14 protein-coding genes are annotated in these 18,224 nt (G+C 57.8%); 10 read left to right on the top strand and 4 right to left on the bottom strand.

What is annotated here, in order from left to right:
* Positions 1-7: 7 nt before the first annotated feature.
* Positions 8-4,255, top strand: a complete 4,248-nt coding sequence (locus FCN80_RS15565) for a hypothetical protein (protein ID WP_136991085.1) — start codon at positions 8-10, stop codon at positions 4,253-4,255.
* 23 nt (positions 4,256-4,278) lie between these two features.
* On the opposite strand, the gene FCN80_RS15560 is transcribed toward FCN80_RS15565, so the two are convergent.
* Positions 4,279-4,743: a MarR family winged helix-turn-helix transcriptional regulator gene (locus tag FCN80_RS15560; protein WP_136991084.1), complete on the bottom strand. Its 465-nt coding sequence runs from the start codon at positions 4,741-4,743 to the stop codon at positions 4,279-4,281.
* 350 nt (positions 4,744-5,093) lie between these two features.
* Here FCN80_RS15560 and FCN80_RS15555 point away from each other — a divergent pair, with 350 nt between their 5' ends.
* A complete protein-coding gene (locus FCN80_RS15555) occupies positions 5,094-6,194 on the top strand; it encodes a hypothetical protein (protein WP_136991083.1) in 1,101 nt (366 codons plus the stop codon).
* Positions 6,195-6,259: 65 nt separating this feature from the next.
* On the opposite strand, the gene FCN80_RS15550 is transcribed toward FCN80_RS15555, so the two are convergent.
* Positions 6,260-6,928 carry a TetR/AcrR family transcriptional regulator gene (locus FCN80_RS15550; protein WP_230492705.1) on the bottom strand — a complete coding sequence of 223 codons (669 nt, stop codon included), beginning with the start codon at positions 6,926-6,928 and terminating at the stop codon, positions 6,260-6,262.
* 227 nt (positions 6,929-7,155) lie between these two features.
* On the opposite strand from FCN80_RS15550, the gene FCN80_RS15545 reads away from it, so the two are divergent.
* From FCN80_RS15545 to FCN80_RS15515, 7 genes are all read left to right on the top strand, one after another.
* Positions 7,156-7,944 carry a 3-ketoacyl-ACP reductase gene (locus FCN80_RS15545; protein WP_136991081.1) on the top strand — a complete coding sequence of 263 codons (789 nt, stop codon included), beginning with the start codon at positions 7,156-7,158 and terminating at the stop codon, positions 7,942-7,944.
* Between the two features lie 33 nt (positions 7,945-7,977).
* On the top strand, positions 7,978-9,129 hold the full coding sequence (locus tag FCN80_RS15540) for a Gfo/Idh/MocA family protein (RefSeq protein ID WP_136991080.1): 1,152 nt from the start codon (positions 7,978-7,980) through the stop codon (positions 9,127-9,129).
* Between the two features lie 29 nt (positions 9,130-9,158).
* Positions 9,159-9,995, top strand: coding sequence for a sugar phosphate isomerase/epimerase family protein (locus tag FCN80_RS15535; protein ID WP_136991079.1), 837 nt, complete (start codon positions 9,159-9,161; stop codon positions 9,993-9,995).
* 269 nt (positions 9,996-10,264) lie between these two features.
* Positions 10,265-11,497, top strand: a complete 1,233-nt coding sequence (locus tag FCN80_RS15530) for an MFS transporter (protein WP_136991078.1) — start codon at positions 10,265-10,267, stop codon at positions 11,495-11,497.
* A 19-nt stretch (positions 11,498-11,516) separates the two neighbouring features.
* Positions 11,517-13,589 carry an FAD-dependent oxidoreductase gene (locus FCN80_RS15525; protein ID WP_136991105.1) on the top strand — a complete coding sequence of 691 codons (2,073 nt, stop codon included), beginning with the start codon at positions 11,517-11,519 and terminating at the stop codon, positions 13,587-13,589.
* A gap of 235 nt (positions 13,590-13,824) precedes the next feature.
* Positions 13,825-15,108, top strand: a complete 1,284-nt coding sequence (locus tag FCN80_RS15520) for an FAD-dependent monooxygenase (protein ID WP_136991077.1) — start codon at positions 13,825-13,827, stop codon at positions 15,106-15,108.
* Between the two features lie 91 nt (positions 15,109-15,199).
* On the top strand, positions 15,200-15,631 hold the full coding sequence (locus FCN80_RS15515; protein WP_136991076.1) for a CopD family protein: 432 nt from the start codon (positions 15,200-15,202) through the stop codon (positions 15,629-15,631).
* Between the two features lie 9 nt (positions 15,632-15,640).
* On the opposite strand, the gene FCN80_RS15510 is transcribed toward FCN80_RS15515, so the two are convergent.
* Positions 15,641-16,504 carry an SDR family oxidoreductase gene (locus FCN80_RS15510; protein ID WP_136991075.1) on the bottom strand — a complete coding sequence of 288 codons (864 nt, stop codon included), beginning with the start codon at positions 16,502-16,504 and terminating at the stop codon, positions 15,641-15,643.
* Positions 16,505-16,586: 82 nt separating this feature from the next.
* Here FCN80_RS15510 and FCN80_RS15505 point away from each other — a divergent pair, with 82 nt between their 5' ends.
* Positions 16,587-17,015 carry a winged helix-turn-helix transcriptional regulator gene (locus FCN80_RS15505; protein WP_306767885.1) on the top strand — a complete coding sequence of 143 codons (429 nt, stop codon included), beginning with the start codon at positions 16,587-16,589 and terminating at the stop codon, positions 17,013-17,015.
* 15 nt (positions 17,016-17,030) lie between these two features.
* Here FCN80_RS15505 and xylR read toward each other — a convergent pair whose 3' ends face one another.
* A complete protein-coding gene (gene xylR, locus FCN80_RS15500) occupies positions 17,031-18,209 on the bottom strand; it encodes a D-xylose utilization transcriptional activator XylR (protein WP_136991074.1) in 1,179 nt (392 codons plus the stop codon).
* Positions 18,210-18,224: the final 15 nt, after the last annotated feature.

The following is an 18,224-nucleotide window of genomic DNA, read 5'->3' as shown; positions in this document are numbered from 1 at the left end:
TCATCACTTGAAACAGGTACGCGCGGAATTGTTTTTGCGCGCCTTGCTATTGATAACCAATGCCAATACCACCTTATATCAGGCGCGGGCCGGCAATGCCGCCACCGGCGGAATCAACGCCGCGACGCCGGTTTACTCGGGATTTTCACCACGACACGGGGCACATGGCCGGCTCGCCGGCATCGCACAGCGTCGGTCGGCGCACATTCCAGACCCCGTCTCGGATGAAAGCGCGTTTTTCTTCGGCGCGTCGGTGATGACAAAAACACCCCTGGACCGCAACGCGCGAGCGGCGCGCCACAGCGATGACCAACCGGTCCGCGGGATTGAAAGCGCGGAGGAGAAGGGCACGGCAAAAGCCGATGGGCTGATCGACAGGTCAATTGAACAGGAGGAAATAGCGCCGAGCGACCCTTCATCGGCGCTAGCGTCATTGACGGCCTCTATACGGCGTTATCTTATTAAGCACCAATTGATTGCGCCCGAAGATCAGTATGATCGCTCGGTTGTCATTAACAGCGCCATACATTTCATTATACATACCTCCGGGGGCCTGGAAAAAATCGCCCGGCAATTGCTCAAACCCTCCGGAGAGTATGGCGCGCATAAACGGGAAAGCCTGACCCGCGAAAGACAATTCGCCGTCATTGGACACTGGCTCGAAGCGCTGGTATTCGAGGAAGGCTTGAGCGCGTGCGTCGCGGGGATCATCCGGCGGCTTACCGGCCAAAACCGTTGCCGGCCCGGGCGTCCTTTGCAATTGCCATTGTCGGCGTTGAAAACCCTGTTGACGGATTGGCTTGAAAGCGGGCCGGGATCGCTCAACGGTACCCTTGCCCCGGCCTTGAATCTGAATAACCTTTCGGCGCGTTATATATTACATGAGGTGATCTTTGAACGTTTGCCCATGCTGGCGCTGTCGGAACAAACGCTGTCGGCATCGTCGATTTCCATCGGCACCCTGGATGGCGGTTATTTGCATGCCGCCATGCTGTTCATGCGGCTAACGGGCGTGGAGACCGGCGATTATTCCACAGACGAGCTTATCGCTCTGGGCGGATCCCTTGAGGATATATTACGGGAAGGCGCGGCGGATCCGGCCTTGCTGGCGCTTTTCAATGTCCCCGCCGCGTTATTCTACGCCAGGCAGCGGGCTGAACAGGTCTGGGATAAAACGGATGATGACGCCGGGGGCGACAACACCGAGGGAGACAAAAAAAACGCGCTGGCGGCCTTCTTCGCCGCCGGCGACGCCCGCAAAACCGCCGCGAATCCCTACGAGAAACTCATCACGTTACTGGAAAACTTCCGCTCCCGATTGCAACTGGCGCAAATGATCAGGGAAACCGGCATACCGGCCGCCGCCCAAGAGGAGGAAGGGGATGCCGATAAGTTTTGCGCCCCCCGGCTCAAGGATGATCTGTTCGAGGCCGGCGAAAACGGCATTGACGCGATATTCGACCGGCAAAACAAACGGATAGCCGAACAGTACGCGTTGGTGGACAGTCTCCTGCTAAGCCAGGTGTTTACAGGGATGTCGCCAAGCGAGAAGTCTTTTCTGCAAAAAGCCGACATATATCGCGCTCTTGCCGAATTTTCGTCATTTCACGCCATCAGCCATCAGATTGCCGTTTTAGCCATTCCCCACCACGCTTATGTTATTCCATTGGCCCCGGATGTGGAGCTGCTTTACGCCGTATCCGACGGCCAGAAACGGGTTTACGCGCTGCGTCTGCGCGATGACGGTTATTGGTTGGATCGGGTGGATTTCCACACTGAACGTTATTATGCGTTGATGACCGACGGGGCGGCGTGTCGGCGCGATCCCGATTACAAGCTTAAAGTCTCAGCGAAAACGCAAGATGCCTACCTGCTGAAAAAAGCCGGGGAACCGGCACTTCGCCTGACGGACGCGCTGGCGCGAAAACACCAGGACCTGTTTTTTCAACGATTGCATCAATCGGGATACGATCAGACCGCCATGGAAAAGGCGCGGGACTTTCTCTTGTCCTTCATCCCTTTTTACGATTGCGTCACCGGCGTTAGCGTGGGCAGAACCGCCGCCGTGTTTTCCTGTGCGATGGACCTCATCGGATTAGTGCCGCTGGTGGGGCAAGGTATCGCCCTGGGTGGAAAATTCACGCAAGCGGGCGCCAAAGGAAGCCTGATGGCCTATCAGTCGATGGCGCGATCGCTGGCCGTCCGGGAAACGCTACGCGCGGCCCTGCAACAGGGATACCGGCAGTTGGTTCGCCAGGCGGCGTTGCCGATGGCGGCGGAGTTGAACCGGGCCGCATTGATCACATTGGGCGTACAGGCGCTTAAGGCCTTTGATCCCGGGCTGGAGTATTTGATGTTGGCCAGCCGCGGCGCGCTTCGCCAGGCGGTGCAGGCCGCCGAGGTGATAAAAAACAACGTGCCGGTCTGGAAAAAAATTTTATGGCAATACCGACTGGCGTCATTACAACCGTCGATGACGGACGGGCATCGCTTGATCAAAGAAGGCCGGCTGGCGGGTACGGATAAGCCGGTGTCAATCGTGCGCCTGAGTGGAGATACCTATTTCCGCAAGTCGATTTATGCGCAGATAGACCCGCGGACCGGCGCTGTATTTGGCAAAAAATACACGCTTTCGCCCCAAGGAGAGCTTAAGGCCATACCGCAACCCCTGGCCAAACGATTAAAAAACATCCTCGATTACGGACTAAGCGGTCGCGGGGCGCCACGGGCGGCGCGCCGAATGGCCCTACAAACCGCGGAACGGGCGGCGGTGTCCAGAGTGCCTCCCGACGTACTCCTGCGCTGGCTGGAAAACCGCAGATTGGCCGTGCCCGTCAGTCGATCGCAATTTTTGCAATTGCACAATCTTAGGGAAGAACAATTGGCGCGATATGTCACGCCGACAGGCGTGCTGACGGCGGATGCCGAGATATTATTGGCGACGGCGGGCTTCAACGACTGGAATCGTTTATTGACATTGCCGCCGGAAATCCAGTTGATCATTATCCGCCATCTCGATATACGGTCGCTCAATAATTTAATGCTGGCCTTCCCCTCTTTGTCGCAAAGCCATATCCGTATCGACAATTTGCGGCATTTGGCGGAAGAAAGGCTGAATGCGCTGATTAACAGGATGACCGAGGCGAATAACGCTTGGGCGCTGGAAGCGGTAGCGACCGAGAAACGTTGGTTGGTGCTTTCGGTGATAAACGGCTATTTTGCGTCCGAGCACCGTAACATGCTGCTGGCGGGCATGCGTCTGAGACGGCTGCCGCCGTGCTTGCCCGAAGACCTGAGGGTTTTGGACGTCAGCGCCAATCTCCTTAGCCGATTGCCCGACAACCTGCCCCCCAGCTTGCATCAGTTGGATGTCAGGATAAATAAGCTTGTGCTGTTGACAGAAAATTTGCCGCCGACGTTAACTTGGCTGAGCGCCGCGTATAACCAGCTAACCCGTTTGCCGAACCGATTACCCTCGATGCTGACCTATATGGATGTCAGCCGCAATAATCTGAACATATTGCCGGAATACCTGCCGGAAACCCTAAGCTATCTTGACATTAGCGGTAATACATTGACTTTGTTGCCAAGCGGTTTGCCCCCCGCGCTTCTTTTTTTCAAGGCAAGCAACAATGCAATAAACCAGCTGCCGAATAATCTTCCCGGCCGCTTGCATCGGCTTGAGCTGCAGAGCAATTTACTGCAGGCATTACCTGAGCCATTGCCGCACAGTCTGCAATTTATTGACGTAACGAATAATGTTTTGAGTTCGTTACCGGCCATCATGCCCAGGGAGTTGATGCGTCTTGACGTTGCGAAAAACCGGCTGGAAGCGCTGCCTTCATTACTGCCGCCGAATTTGCTGATACTGAATGCCGAAAACAATTTTTTAACCCATTTGCCAAAGGCCCTTCCGCCAAGGTTGAAAGAATTAAATGTTGCCTATAACAACCTGCTGACGCTGCCTGATTCACTGCCGCCGTTTCTCGCCGTGCTGGATGCCAACAACAATATGCTGGCCGAACTGCCGTCTATATTGCCGTTAGGACTTAGCAGCCTTTCTCTCAGTCACAACCTGCTGCGCGCGCTACCGGAAAATTTGCCCGACGGATTGCAAAGGCTGTTGATTGCCTACAATCAATTGGAGCGGTTGCCCACGTCGCTACCGGCCACTTTGCAGTGGCTTAATATCATGTATACCGGTATCAGCGGTCCGCTCAATAACCTCCCCCAGGGCATTGAGATCATTCGATAACCCAAGGCCGGCCCGTCAAGGTATCAAGACGCAGGCCGGTCATAGGACTGATCGGTTTCGCTGAGGGATGTCCCGCCCAGATCCAATCGTTTTGCCAGCAGGCTGAAGGTCCGTAAACAGGTCCGGATATCCCGATCGGACAATCCTTCGAACAGTTCGGCGCGCAACGCGTTGAGCAAGGATTCGATTTGGCTGCTAATGGCTGCGCCGGTTGGCGTCAAATACAGGACCTTGGCCCGTTTATCCGCCAAATCCTCCCGGCGCAGCACCAGGTCGGCATCCACCAACTGGTTTAACGAACGCACCAGGGAAGGCCCCTCAATGCCCAGTTTCCCGGATAAATTGCCTGGTCTTATCCCTTCGGGATGCCGGCCGATCAACACCAGCGGCCAAGCCATGGCCGTGGACAGTCCCATGGGCGCGACCACTTTATCCGCCCTGGCCCGATAAGCGCGATGCAATAAACCCAGTGTTACGGTGATAGCCATTAACGCCTGTTGACGATTATCCGTTTTCATCATGAGATAAGTCGCAAGTTATTATTTAGTTTGCTAACTATATATCTGCCGTCATTTCCCGTCAATGACTATCCCGCCGGCCCGTTCATTTCGCTATTCCTTTATTCCCGTCGTTTCGGTACCCAGACGGGAGTATACCCGTTAAAGGTCTCTGTTTTTCACACTGCGATGCAATATCAATTATTAAAAGGGTGGATATTTAATATTTCCTCAATTTGGTCCTATGGCGGCGTGTGGCGCGGATAAACAAGAGTAAAATCAACCAGGCCGAGACGGCGATATAATATAAAGTCTGGTAATAATATAAAGGAAGATAAACGATGAATACTATTTCTTTATCCGGTGTAACGCCCATTTTCCCGGTTTCGCCAAAGGTTTTACGAGAATTCGGCCCGGATCTGCCGGTTCCCCTGACTGTGGATTATTTATTGGGAACGACCTATACAGTGCAATTTCGTGATCTCAAAGCCCGTTACGCGAATAACATGTTCTGGTATGAAGATTCGAATCATCTGACCTTAGAGAGCAAGGTGGGTTTCATCAACCGCGTTCTTGAACGTATCAAGGAAATGTTATTATTCCGGGAATTGCCCATCACGCTCATCTCTCATGGCGCGCCAGGTTTTCTTACCGAATATTATATCCATCGGTATCTGATCCAGTTCGGGTTCACCGATGTGCGCTGGCGGTTTATCGACACCGTTCGCCAGCCGTTGCCTGTCCGGGAGGATTTCCGGGCATTCAGGGAAAAGGCCCTGGCGCCGACGGCGCTGTTGCTGGCCGACGCGGACTATTTCGGCATGTCGCCTCCCGGCAACATCCAGGCCGGGGAAGATCGCCTGGCCGGCGCGACGATCATTTTGTCGTTTCATGGCGCCTTGCCCGGTTTGGTCAAACAGCCCGATCTGGAGCAAACCCAGGCCTCGGGCGGTTTGTTGCTGCGGGGGCGTTATTCCCGTCATGACCACGAGACCAACAGCATATGTGTTTTTTTTGGCGACATGGAGGAACTGGCGTCTTACATTGACTATATCAGGAACCCCAGATTAACGGAAAATGCCGTTTGTTTCAGGACGGCCGCAAAATTCACCGTCTGGAGCAATCGGTTCCAGATCGCTTGTAGCGAAAACGAAAATGGCCATTTACTGTATAACCGGTTGCGGGACGTCATGGAAAAGCGCCACGCACAACCGGAGAATATCTCCGCCGCCGTGCCGGGGACGGATCTTTCGCCGATGATAGACGATATCGTCGAGGCCATAAAATCACTGACGCTGAGCAGCCGCACACCGCTATATTTCCGCTATTTCAGGTTTATGGATTATGATATTTACCTGACGCGATTACGCGCGTTCTTCCGCGACGGGACATCGCCTTGTCTGTTCGCCTCGCTCATCAACGATGGCATCACGCTGGAATAAGCGCCAGCGGAGCCCCGTGCCGATGTCACGGAGTGTAAGACAGTGACGGCAACGGTGGCTTGCGATTATCCCGACGCGCGCGCCGCGTTAGTGTCCGGCGGCCTTATCCAGCAGCGAATGGTATCGCGCATCACCGCCAGGCGGGCGTCCAGCGCTTCCGGGCTGGCCAAATCGCGCTGATACACCAGCGACAAGGTCGAACAATTGATGAGATAGAAAAACCCCAACGCCGAAATACTGATATTAAGCTGCATGGCGTCGATATCAGACCGGATCGAACCTTCGCGTTGGCCGCGCGCAAGGATGGTGCGGGAAATGTTTAGCCAACTGGCGTTGATCTCCGTGACACTGGCGGACAGTTTAAGATGGCGTGCCTTGAGCTGGTTTTCACTGTTTAATAACCGAATAAATTCCGGGTGGGCCAGGTAATAGCGCCAGGTGAAATCCACCAATTGCATGATGGCTTCGTCCGCCGGCAAGGCGTCCAGCGAGAGGGCGGCCTCTTGCCGGCGGATATCCCGGTAGGCGTCCTCCAACACCAGCATGAATAAATGATCTTTGTTGGTAAAATAATGATAAAGCAACTGCTTGTTCACCTGGGCCTTAGCGGCGATACGCTCTACCCGGGCGCCGTCAAAGCCTTTTTCGGCGAATTCCTCGCGCGCAGCGGTCAGGATCCGATACTGGGTGAGTTCGGGGTCGCGCTTGCGCTTAATGTCGATATCACCTGCCACGTCTTCCCCTTGAACCATTAATTTAAATTAATTTCAATAAGTTATCTTTCCATCCTAACATATTCCCCTTAGGGCGACAAAAAAATCCTTTATGCTCTTTTATGAATCAACCATCTGGTTGATTCTGCGAGGCAGATCATCTTTTATTCCTTCAGTACTGGGTATACTCAATTTATCAACCAAATGGTTGATAAGGGTCGCATGCTGTTTATGATGGGAGGTAAACGATGGGTGTTGCCAGCCGGCCGGTCGCTTTAGTGACCGGCTCCACGCGGGGAATAGGCAAAAGCTGCGCCATCGCGCTGGCGCGGGCCGGTTTTCACGTGGCGATTAACGGCCGTGACAGCGAAGAAGGGCGCCGCCGGCAGAGCGCTTTGGTCGCCGAACTGACGCAACTGGGTGTCGACGCCTTGTCCTGTCCCGGCGACGTGGCCGATTTGGCCAATCAGCAAAACATACTGGACGCGGTGTCGCGCCGTTGGGGCAGGTTGGACTGTCTGGTGAACAATGCCGGTACCGCGGCGCTCAAGCGAGGCGATTTGCTTGACGTTACATTGGAAAGCTACGAGCATTGCCAGAACATCAACAGCCGCTCGCTGTTCTTCCTAAGCCAGAAAGCGGCCAAACAGATGCTCGCCCAAGGGGAACTGGGGCGGCAGCATCGCAGTATCATCAATATCACCTCTTGTAGCGCCCGGATCCTGTCCATTTCCCGCGGGGAATACTGCGTTTCCAAAGCGGCGGCCAGTATGGCGACCCAATTGTTCGCCTTGCGTCTTGCCGAGGAGGGTATCGGCGTCTATGAAATCCGTCCCGGTATTATCGAAACCGACATGACCCAGGCGGTAAAACCCAAATACGATCAACTCATTAGCGATGGCTTGGTGCCGATGAAACGCTGGGGGCAGCCTGAGGACATCGCGCGGACGGTTTGCGCCATGGCCGGCGGCGCGCTGCCGTTTACCGTCGGCCAGGTGCTCGATGTGGATGGCGGCCTGAGTAAGCCGCATTTCTAGCGGTAATCTTTTCATTTCCGAGGTAGGCAACCGATGGCGAAAATTCGTGTTGGTATCATTATGCATGGCGTGACCGGACGGATGGGCAAGAATCAGCACTTAATCCGATCCATTGTGGCCATCCGCCGGCAGGGCGGCGTGGCGCTGGCCAATGGCGATGTGCTGATGCCGGATCCGATTCTGGTGGGACGCAACGAAGAGAAAATCGCGGCTTTGGCGCAAGCTTACGATATCCCCCGTTGGACCACCGATCTGGAGGCGGCGTTGCGTAATCCGGACGATACGATATTTTTCGACGCGGCCACCACCCAGGCCCGTCCGGCGCTGTTGAAACGCGCTATCGCCGCCGGCAAGCATATCTATTGTGAAAAACCGGTGGCGGTCAGCTTGGACGAGGCCATGGATCTTTATCGTTTCGCCGAACAGCGGGGTATCCGGCACGGCGTCGTGCAAGACAAATTGTGGTTGCCGGGGCTGCAGAAATTGCAATCGCTCAGCCAGTCCGGGTTCTTCGGCAAAATTTTGTCGGTACGCGGCGAATTCGGCTACTGGGTGTTCGAGGGGGATTGGCAGACCGCTCAACGTCCGTCCTGGAATTATCGCAAAGAGGACGGCGGCGGCATCATCCTGGATATGATTTGCCATTGGCGCTATGTGATAGACAACCTGTTCGGTGAAATCAAAAGCCTCAGTTGTCTTGGGGCCACCCATATAGCCACCCGCTGGGACGAACAGGGACATCCTTACGACGCCACCGCGGATGACGCGGCTTACGCCACTTTCGAGTTACACAACGGCGCCATCGTCCAGATCAATAGTTCCTGGTGCGTGCGGGTGCGTCGCGACGATTTGGTGACGTTTCAGGTGGACGGCGTCAACGGTTCGGCGGTGGCGGGATTAACCGACTGCTATAGCCAAAGCCGGGTCAACACCCCTAAACCGGTTTGGAACCCCGATGTCCGCCAGAACCATGATTTTTATCAGGACTGGTCGCCGGTGCCCGACAATGTCTCTTACGACAATGCCTTCAAAGTGCAATGGGAATGCTTCCTCCGCCATGTCCATGGTGAAGGGGAATTCAAATGGAACCTGCTGGCCGGCGCCAAAGGCGTCCAGTTGGTGGATCTTGCCTTGCAAAGTTGGCGTGAACGGCGCTGGGTGGACGTCCCCGCGCTGGATCGCTGATGGCCGCCGCCAGGTAAAGGAGATATGTCATGTCTGAACGACCCAACAGCGAACGGCTTTCCATTAATACCGCCACGCTACGCCGTCAGTGGCGTCTGGATCAGATTATCGATGGCTGTGCCCGTCACGATATCCGCGGCATTTCGCCCTGGCGGGACCAGACCAGGGAATTGGGCCTTGAAGAGACCGCCCGGCGCATCCGGGCCCATCAATTACAGGTGACCGGCTACTGCCGGGGCGGCATGTTTACCGGCGCCACGGAACGGGAACGCCGCGAGGCGCTGCTGGATAACCGGCGTGCGGTGGACGAGGCTCTGACGCTGGGCGCCGCCTGTCTGGTGCTGGTGGTGGGCGGCCTGCCGGAACATTCCCGGGATATGCCGCAGGCCCGCGCCCAGGTCAGAGACGGCCTGGCCGCTTTACTGGAATATGCCCGACCCGCCGGCATGCCCGTGGCCATTGAACCGCTGCATCCCATGTACGCCGCCGATCGCGCCTGCGTCAATACGCTGAAACAGGCAAACGATCTTTGCGATGAGCTGGGAGACGACGGACTGGGTCTGGCGGTGGACCTTTACCATACCTGGTGGGACCCGGAATTTTTCCCGCAAATAGAACGGGCGGGCAGGAAACGGCTATTGGCCTTTCATATCTGCGACTGGCTGGTGCCGACCCGGGATCTGTTACAGGATCGCGGCATGATGGGCGACGGCGTCATCGACATACGGGGCGCGCGCCAGGGGGTGGAAGCCCAGGGTTATACCGGCTTTCACGAAGTGGAGATTTTCTCCGAACACAACTGGTGGCGGCGTGATCCGGACGAAGTCTTAACCATCTGCAAGGAACGCCACCAGGCGTGTTGCTAAAGCGGTCCTGACATCGGCGGCCATACCGTCAGGCATGGCCGCCGAGGAAATCATAGGCAAAGCGTTATCAGAAAAAAGCTGTATCTGAACGCGGCAAGATAAAACAGCGCGACAATCCTTTACGCCCGTTCGATGACCGGTTGTGGCGGTCATCCACAGACAGGCGTTGCTCAAAGGGTCGGACGTCATCGGCGGCCGACCTGGCCAGAAAGGTCGTGCTTACGTAAGCCGGATGTTCTCGTCGTTGACTAAGACTTGTCGAGGAATATATGACTACAGATACCAAAAAAATGATTCTTGTTTCCGTCTTATGCGGCCTCGGCTACATGATGTATTCCGTGGATCGCATGACGGTCTCTTCCGCCGTGGGGCTCATCTCCGCCGATTTCGGTCTGGACAAGGCCCGCTCCGGTATCCTACTCAGCTCTTTTTTCTATGGGTTCATCGCCTTTTTGTTCATCGCCGGAATCATTGCCGACAAACTCAGCGGTAAACCGGTCCTTATCCTCGGGCTGGGCATTTTTTCCCTGGCCACCATGGCCACCGGCCTGGCCGGCGGATTGACGACATTGCTTATCTACCGCATCCTGACCGGCGTCGGCGAGGGGGTATTCTGGCCGGCGGCCTCCCTTGAAGTGGCCAATGTCACAACCGAGCGGCAACGCACCACGGTCATGTCCCTCTATTGGATGGGCTATCCCATCGGCGGTTTTTTCGGCACCTGGCTCGGCGCGATGCTGGGTCCGGTCTACGGTTGGCGGGTGGTGTTTTATGTCGCCGGCAGCCTGGGAATTCTGGTGGCGCTGCTTTATGCCGTACTGGTGAAAAACGAGCCCAAGACGGCCGCTAAAGTCGCGCCGGGCGTCGCGGTGGAAAGGGTCCCGTTGCGGCTGCTGTTTACCTCGCCCGCGGTCATCCTGATGGCTGCCTATTATTTTGTCTTGCTGAGCGGCTGGTGGATCGTGCTGCTATGGGCGCCGACGTTCCTGATGAACATCAAGCATCTGCCCATCGGCATGGCCGGCACAATCGCCAGTCTGCTGGGTTTAAGCGGCGCTTTGGGCGGGTTTGTTCTGGGCCGGTATTGCGATCGCGGCGATTTCGCCCGCAAACGGCTGGTGCTGATGGGCATCACAGTGTTGAGCGGCTTGCTGATGGCGGCCATGGTATTGGATCTGCCCATCTTTACGGTGGTGATTTTGGTGTTGCTGTTGGGCTTTCTCGGCTATCCCGTCACGCCCCTGGTGTTGTCCTTCACCGCGGAGTTGGTGCCGGAAAAAGTGCGCGGGTCGGCCATCGGCCTGGTAATGAATGTCGGCATGGCCGCCGGCGGGATCTCGCCGGTACTGGCCGGCTATTTCGCTGACCGCTACACCATGCAGCCGGTTTGGTTCATTGCCGGCGCGATAATGCTGGCGAGTTTTGTGCTCATTATCCCCGTGCGCAAAACCGTTCGGCGCGGCGAACCGGTTCCGGGCGCGCTACGCCGGGCCGAACATTGAAAGTGAAGATGACGACATGATGGCAGCACGCATCGATCAACGCATATTGGATAGCTTAACCGACGTCGCCATGCCGAAGCATATGCGCGGACGCACGCCGGACGATACCTTGTCCCTGTCCGGCTGTCAGGTGCCGGTTTATCATAGCCAGGCGCTGGTGGTGGGCAGCGGCGCCGCAGGTCTGCGCGCCGCCGTGGAGCTAACCCGGCGGGGCGTGGATGTCACCGTGGCGACCCAAACGCTGTTCTGGGGCACGTCGGCCTGTTCCGGATCCGACAAACAGACGTTGCATACCGCATCCACCGGTAACCGGGGCGATAATTTCCGGCAAATGGCGGCGGCGCTCGGCGCGGGCGGCGCCATGGACGCCGATACCGCTTACGTGGAGGCCGTGGGGTCGGTGGACGCGTTTATCGGTTTGAAATATATCGGCCTACCGTTGCCGGAGGATAAGTACGGCGCCGTTTTGCGCTACCAGACCGATCATGATGAGGCCGGCCGGGCCACCAGTTGCGGACCGCGCACGTCGCGGCTGATGGTCAAGATGTTGGCGGAAGAAGCCCGACGGCTGGATGTCTCGTTTATCGATCATGCCACCGTTACGCGCCTGTTGTCGTGCGGCGAGGGAAAAGACCGGCGGGTCGCCGGCGCAATCGCGCTGGCCGCCGGCGCGCGGTCGGAAAATAATCCCTATGGCTGGTGCCTGTTGCTCAGCCCGGCGGTCGTGTTGGCGGCGGGCGGTCCGGGGGAGCTGTTTCGCGACAGCGTTTACCCCAAGCGCTGCTTCGGTTCGCTGGGCCTGGCGCTGGAAGCGGGCCTGGCCGCGGTCAATTTGACCGAACACCAGTTCGGCATCGGCACCCGGCGCGATGAATTCCCCTGGAACCTGTCCGGCACCTACGTGCAAAGCATACCCTACATCTATTCGCTGGATGCCCATGGCCGCGAGGTGAATTTTCTGGCGGAATATTACCGCACCACCCGGGAACTGGCCGCCAATATTTTTCGTAAAGGCTATCAATGGCCGATCCATGCCGAACGGATGCTGAATTTCGGCTCCAGTTTGTTGGATTTGGCGATTTTTATCGAATCCCGGGCCGGGCGCGCCATCATGATGGATTTCAATCGCAATCCCGCCCCGGTGCCGGGCGATCGGCCGTTTTCCCTAAACGACCTTGACGAGGATGTCCGCCGCTATCTGGCCAATAACGACGCTCTCGACGCGCTGCCCATCGAGCGGCTACGGCGGATGAATCCGTTGGCCATCGAATTGTACAAACACCACGGACATGATCTCAGCCGGGATCCCTTGCCGTTCAATGTTAACCATCAACATATGAATGGCGGTATCGCGGTGGATATCTGGGGACAAACCTCCCTCAACGGCTGCTATGCCGCCGGCGAAGCGGCGGGCACCCATGGCGCGACCCGTCCCGGCGGCGCGGCGCTGAATGCCGGACAGGTATTCGCCATGCGGGCGGCCAGGCATATCGCCGCCACCGCGCCCGCGCCGGCGGCGGAAAGTCCGGATGCGTTCAAGGCGGCGCTCGAGGAATGCCGCCGGCAGATCGAGCGGGCCGGCCGCGAACCCCGCGCACTTGATCCCGGATGGATAAAAAAGGAAGTTCAGCAACGCATGAGTGATCAGGCGGGATTCATCTGCCGGCCGGAGGGGGTCGTCGAGGCGTTGGCCGACGCCCGGGAATTGAATCGGCAAATCGCCGCGCGGGGGATTGCCGTCGCGCATCCCAATAAAGCGGCCGCAAGCTATCAATGGCGGCAGATGGCGCTGGTTTCGGAGGCGGTGCTGACCGCGCTGGATTATTATATCCGCCAGGGCGGCGGTAGCCGCGGCGCCCGCGCCATTTGCTCGCCCTTGGGCGAGTCGGTGCCGCAAAGCCGCGCCGGCGCGTTAACGGATTACCGCTTCCTGGCCGAGCAGCCCCGGCACCGGCAAGAACAATTACAGGTCACCTACCGTAACGGGACCTTTACCGTCCAGACGCGGCCCTTGCGCGCCATGGACGATCCGGACCGACTGTTTTTCGAAAAAAACTGGCCCGATTATCTCACCGGCGCTATTTATCGCTAACGCCGGCCATCGCCATAGGCAAGCCGCAAGCGCCGCGTCCGCCGCCCGCCGCCGGCGGACGCGGTTTATTCAGATGATCTTAGCCGTCCATACCGGAAAAAGGGGCAAATTATCAATGCCCGAACAGCCATTGCGCCGTCCGGGCCGCTCGACAACACTGACAAGACCCAGGCAATGACCGTGCGGCTGCATGCCGGCGTCAGTCACTGCCATTCGCGCACAAGGGGTCAACTGAATGAACCGTAAACTTCGGGTAGGCGTCATCGGCGGCGGTATCGGCGGCGTGGCGTTGTCGGCGTCCTTGCGGCAACGTGGCATAGAAGCGCATCTTTTTGAACGGGCATCGGCGTTCAGGGAAGTCGGCGCGGGCGTGCAAATGTCCCCGAACGCGGTCAAGGTTCTATTGGCGCTGGGGTTGGCCGAACCGCTGCGCCGGCGCGGGTTTGTATCCCAAGGCGTCGTGGGCCATCACTGGCGCACCGGACGGGAATGCTTTCGCACTCCGCTTATGCCTGCTTGTCGGCAAGCGTTCGGCACGGATTATTATCACCTGCACCGGGCCGATCTTCTCTCCATGTTGGCGGGACTGCTTGATACCCGTTATGTTGTGCTCAATGCCCGCTGCGTCTCGGTCAGCAATCGGGGCGAAACCGCCGTGGCGCGTTTCGCCGACGGTCGGGAGTTTGAAGCCGACCTGATTGTCGGCGCGGATGGGGCGCACTCCATTGTGCGGGATCACGTGTTCGGCCCTCAGGCGCCCTTGTTTACTGGCAATATGTGCTGGCGGGCGCTGGTGCCCGCCTCGGCCCATCCGGAATTCATCGGCCCGTTTTGCGACCTGTGGCAAGGGCCAAGAGGCCATGTCGTCACCTATACCATCAGCGGCGGCGACGCGCTGAATATCGTCGCGGTCGGTGAAACCGAGCGATGGACGCAGACATCCTGGCATGTGCCCAGCCATCGGGAAGAATTGCTGAGCGCGTTTGCCGGCTGGCACCCCGACGTGATTCGCCGGTTGTCCTGCGCGGAAAACATCTTCAAATGGGGGCTGTTTGATCGCGACCCGATTGAGCGCTGGTCGTTAGGCCGGTTGACCCTGCTTGGCGACGCGGCGCATCCTATGCTGCCTTTTTTGGCACAGGGCGCGGCCATGGCCCTTGAGGACGGCTATGTTCTGGCCCGCCTGCTGGCGGTATCGGCACCGGATTTGACGGAAACGTTGCGGCAATACGATGCGGAACGGGCGACGCGCACCGGACGGGTATTGCTCGCGGCACGGGCGCGGGGCAAGCGTTTGCACTTGCCCACGCCCTGGCAGCAATTCAAACGGGATGCGCGTTATAAAGTGAAATCGTTGTTCCATTCCCAAATGGCGGAACAGGATTACCGTTGGATCTACGCCTACGACGCCACGCGCTTTCGACCGAGCGCCGGGCCAACGGCTGCGGCCGGCATGGCCGGACCGGCAGGAGCAAGGGGTATCGGCCGCCTTCTTCGGCGCGCGGCGCCGCTGAAATAAGTCCCGGGTGCCTTGCCCACCTAAGGGTGGGTCGCTAATATACCCCTACTCATTAAGGCGGTACGACGGGTACATATCAGCTAAGGAACCTATGACAACCTATCTCTTGTTGCTGTCGCTGCATTTCGTCTCGATAACGCTATGGCTTGTGGGCATGTTTATTCTGGGCGTGGCGATGAACGCCTGGGAGAAAATACCGCCGGGCGAATCATCCTCTGCTCTGTCGGTTTTCGCCGCGCTGCAACGTTGGAACCGCGGGGTGACGACGCCCGCCATGATCCTGAGCTGGCTGTCCGGTCTGGCGCTGTTACTGATGGGCAACTGGCCGCCCTCCGGTTCTTTGCTGGTCAAAATGCTGTTTGTGCTGGCGCTGTCGGCGCTGCACGGCTTGCAATCGGGATCGTTCAGGCGCAGCCTGGCCGCCTCATCCCTGACGGCGCCGCCATTTCTGCGCCATGCCAACCGCATGACGCTGACGGCGTTTATCATCATCGTGCTTCTGATTGAGCTTAAGCCCTTATAACGGCCGTGGCTAGGAGGCCGCGTTCAGCGCCTCGGCCACTTGCTGCGATATCGGCGTGGTGGGCCGGCCGATAAGCGCGCTCAATTGCCGGCCATTGTCGAACAAACCGCCCAGGGACGTCCCGGTGCCCGAATCCGCCAGCATGGCCGCCACGGGTTCCGGCAGACCGGATTGCTTGAGCAATTCCTGATACCCCGCCTGGGTGAGGTTGACATAGTTGACCATCGTACCGGATTGCCGGCTGATTTCCGCCGCCAGCTCGGCAAGGGTGTACGCGCCGTCGCCAGCCAATTCATAGGTTTTGCCGGCATGACCGTCGCCGGTCAGCACGACGGCGGCCGCAGCGGCATAATCGGCGCGGGCGGCGGAAGAGATAAGCCCCTCGCCGGCGCAGCCGGTCACCGCGTTTTGCGCCAGGGCCTGCGAGATGGCGGCGGCGTAGTTTTCATTATACCAGCCATTGCGCAAAAGCACGGTGGGCAGACCGGACTCCCGCAGCAGCGTTTCGGTGACCCGGTGTTCTTTGGCCAAAATGCCGAGCGGGCTGATATCGGCATGCAACAGGCTGGTATAGGCCAGCAGGCTAACGCCGGCCCGTTTGGCGGCGTCAATAACCGCGCGATGCTGCGCTTCCCGGCGACCGACCTCGCTGGAAGAAATCAGTAAAACTTTGTCCGCCCCGGCAAACGCGGTATCCAGCGTTTCGGGCCGATTATAATCGGCCTGCCGCACGGTGACGCCCGCTTTAGCCAAATCGTCGGCTTTATCCGGGGAGCGCGCCGCGGCCACAATATCTCCCGCCGGTACGGTCTTGAGCAATGCCTTGACAACCAGACGGCCCAGATGGCCGGTCGCGCCTGTCACAACGATCATACGTATTCTCCTATGGGGATATGGAAGAGCTACTTTAACGCGTATACTAACTTTTAGTAAGTACTAACGCTGAGGTAAGTAGATGATAAATCATGCCATGTCGGAGGATTCCCTGGCCGGCAGATTGCGGCGGGGCGAATTGCTCAGCGCCGATTGCCCCTCCCGCGAGATACTCAAACACCTCACCAGCCGCTGGGGATTACTGGTGCTTATTGTCCTGTCGCACGGCACTCACCGCTTCGGCGAACTGCGCCGCAAAGTCGGCGGCGTCAGCGAAAAAATGCTGGCCCAGACCCTGCAATGGCTGGAAGAGGACGGTTTGGTCGTACGCCGGGCTCTGCCGGTGCAGCCGCCACATGTGGAGTATAGTCTGAGCGGGCTGGGCAGGGAGGCCAGCGCCAGGGTCGCGGCGCTGGCCGATTGGATAGAAATTCATCTACCGCAGATGTTGCAGGCGCGGGAAAACGGGAAGGCGTCGCTGGATAAGGCCCAAAACCGGACGACCCGCTAAACGGCGGGCGTTTATTCAATAGGTCGTCTGGACGAACTTGTCGCGGTATTCTTTCGGCGTGATATCAAAGCCTTTTTTGAAAACCGAATAAAAATATTGTAGCGAGGGATAACCGCACATCTGCGACACTTCGTTAATGGTCAGCGAGGAAGAGGTTAGCAGATTGCGGGCATTTTCCAGTTTCTCTTCGTGAATGGCGTTATGGATGGTTTTGCCGGTTTCGTCCTTGAAGCGTTTTTCCAGATTGGATCGGGACATGCCGACCACGTCCAGGACCTGTTCCACCTTAATGCCTTTGCAGGCATGGTAGCAGATATAGTGCATCGCCTGAATGACCGCCGGATCACGCAGGGACCGGAAATCCGTTGACCGGCGAGCCACCACTTTCAGCGGTGACACCAGAATCCGCTGCAACGGCAACTGCGCGCGATTCAATAACTGATGCAGCAACTTGGCCGCCTGATAGCCCATTTGCCGGGTGCCTTGCGCCACCGATGACAGCGCCACGCGCGACAGACAGCGCGCCAGCTCCTCGTTATCGATGCCGATAATGCACAGCTTCTCCGGGACGGCGATGTTCAAATGCTCGCAGACCTGGAGCAGGTGGCGGGCGCGGGCGTCGGTGACGGCAATAATGCCGGTATGCGGCGGGAGGGATTGCAGCCAGTCCGCCAGCCGGTTCTGGGCGTATTGCCAGTTGTCCGGCGTCGTTTCAATGCCCTGATAGACAATGGGCTGATAATATTCACGGGCGGTAAGTTGGCGGAAGGCTTGTTCCCGTTCGTGAGACCAGCGTTTACCGCTGCTGGGCGGCAGACCGTAGAACGCGAAGCGATTAAGCCCTTTTTCCTTAAGGTGCGAAAACGCGCTGGACACCAGCGCATGGTTGTCCGTCGCGATATAATGCACCGCCGGATACTCTTCGGCGTTCTGGTAAGAACCACCGACGCCGACGATGGGAACCGGTATGCCCCCGAGCAGCAACTCGATTTCCTTATCGTCGTAATCGGCGATGACGCCATCCCCCAACCACTCTTCAATACGGTTGATCCGACAGCGGAAATCGTCTTCAATGAAAATATCCCAGTCGCATTGGGAAGCTTGCAGATATTCCCCCACCCCTTCGATCACCTGGCGGTCATAAACTTTATTGGCATTGAATAACAACGTGATGCGATAACGTTTATCAAACATACGGGTATTCTCGAA

It is taken from the genome of Martelella alba, assembly GCF_005217455.1.
GTDB lineage: Bacteria > Pseudomonadota > Gammaproteobacteria > Enterobacterales > Enterobacteriaceae > Acerihabitans.
Note: the sequence above shows the minus strand (reverse complement) of the source record. Positions and strands in the feature narration are given on the sequence as shown.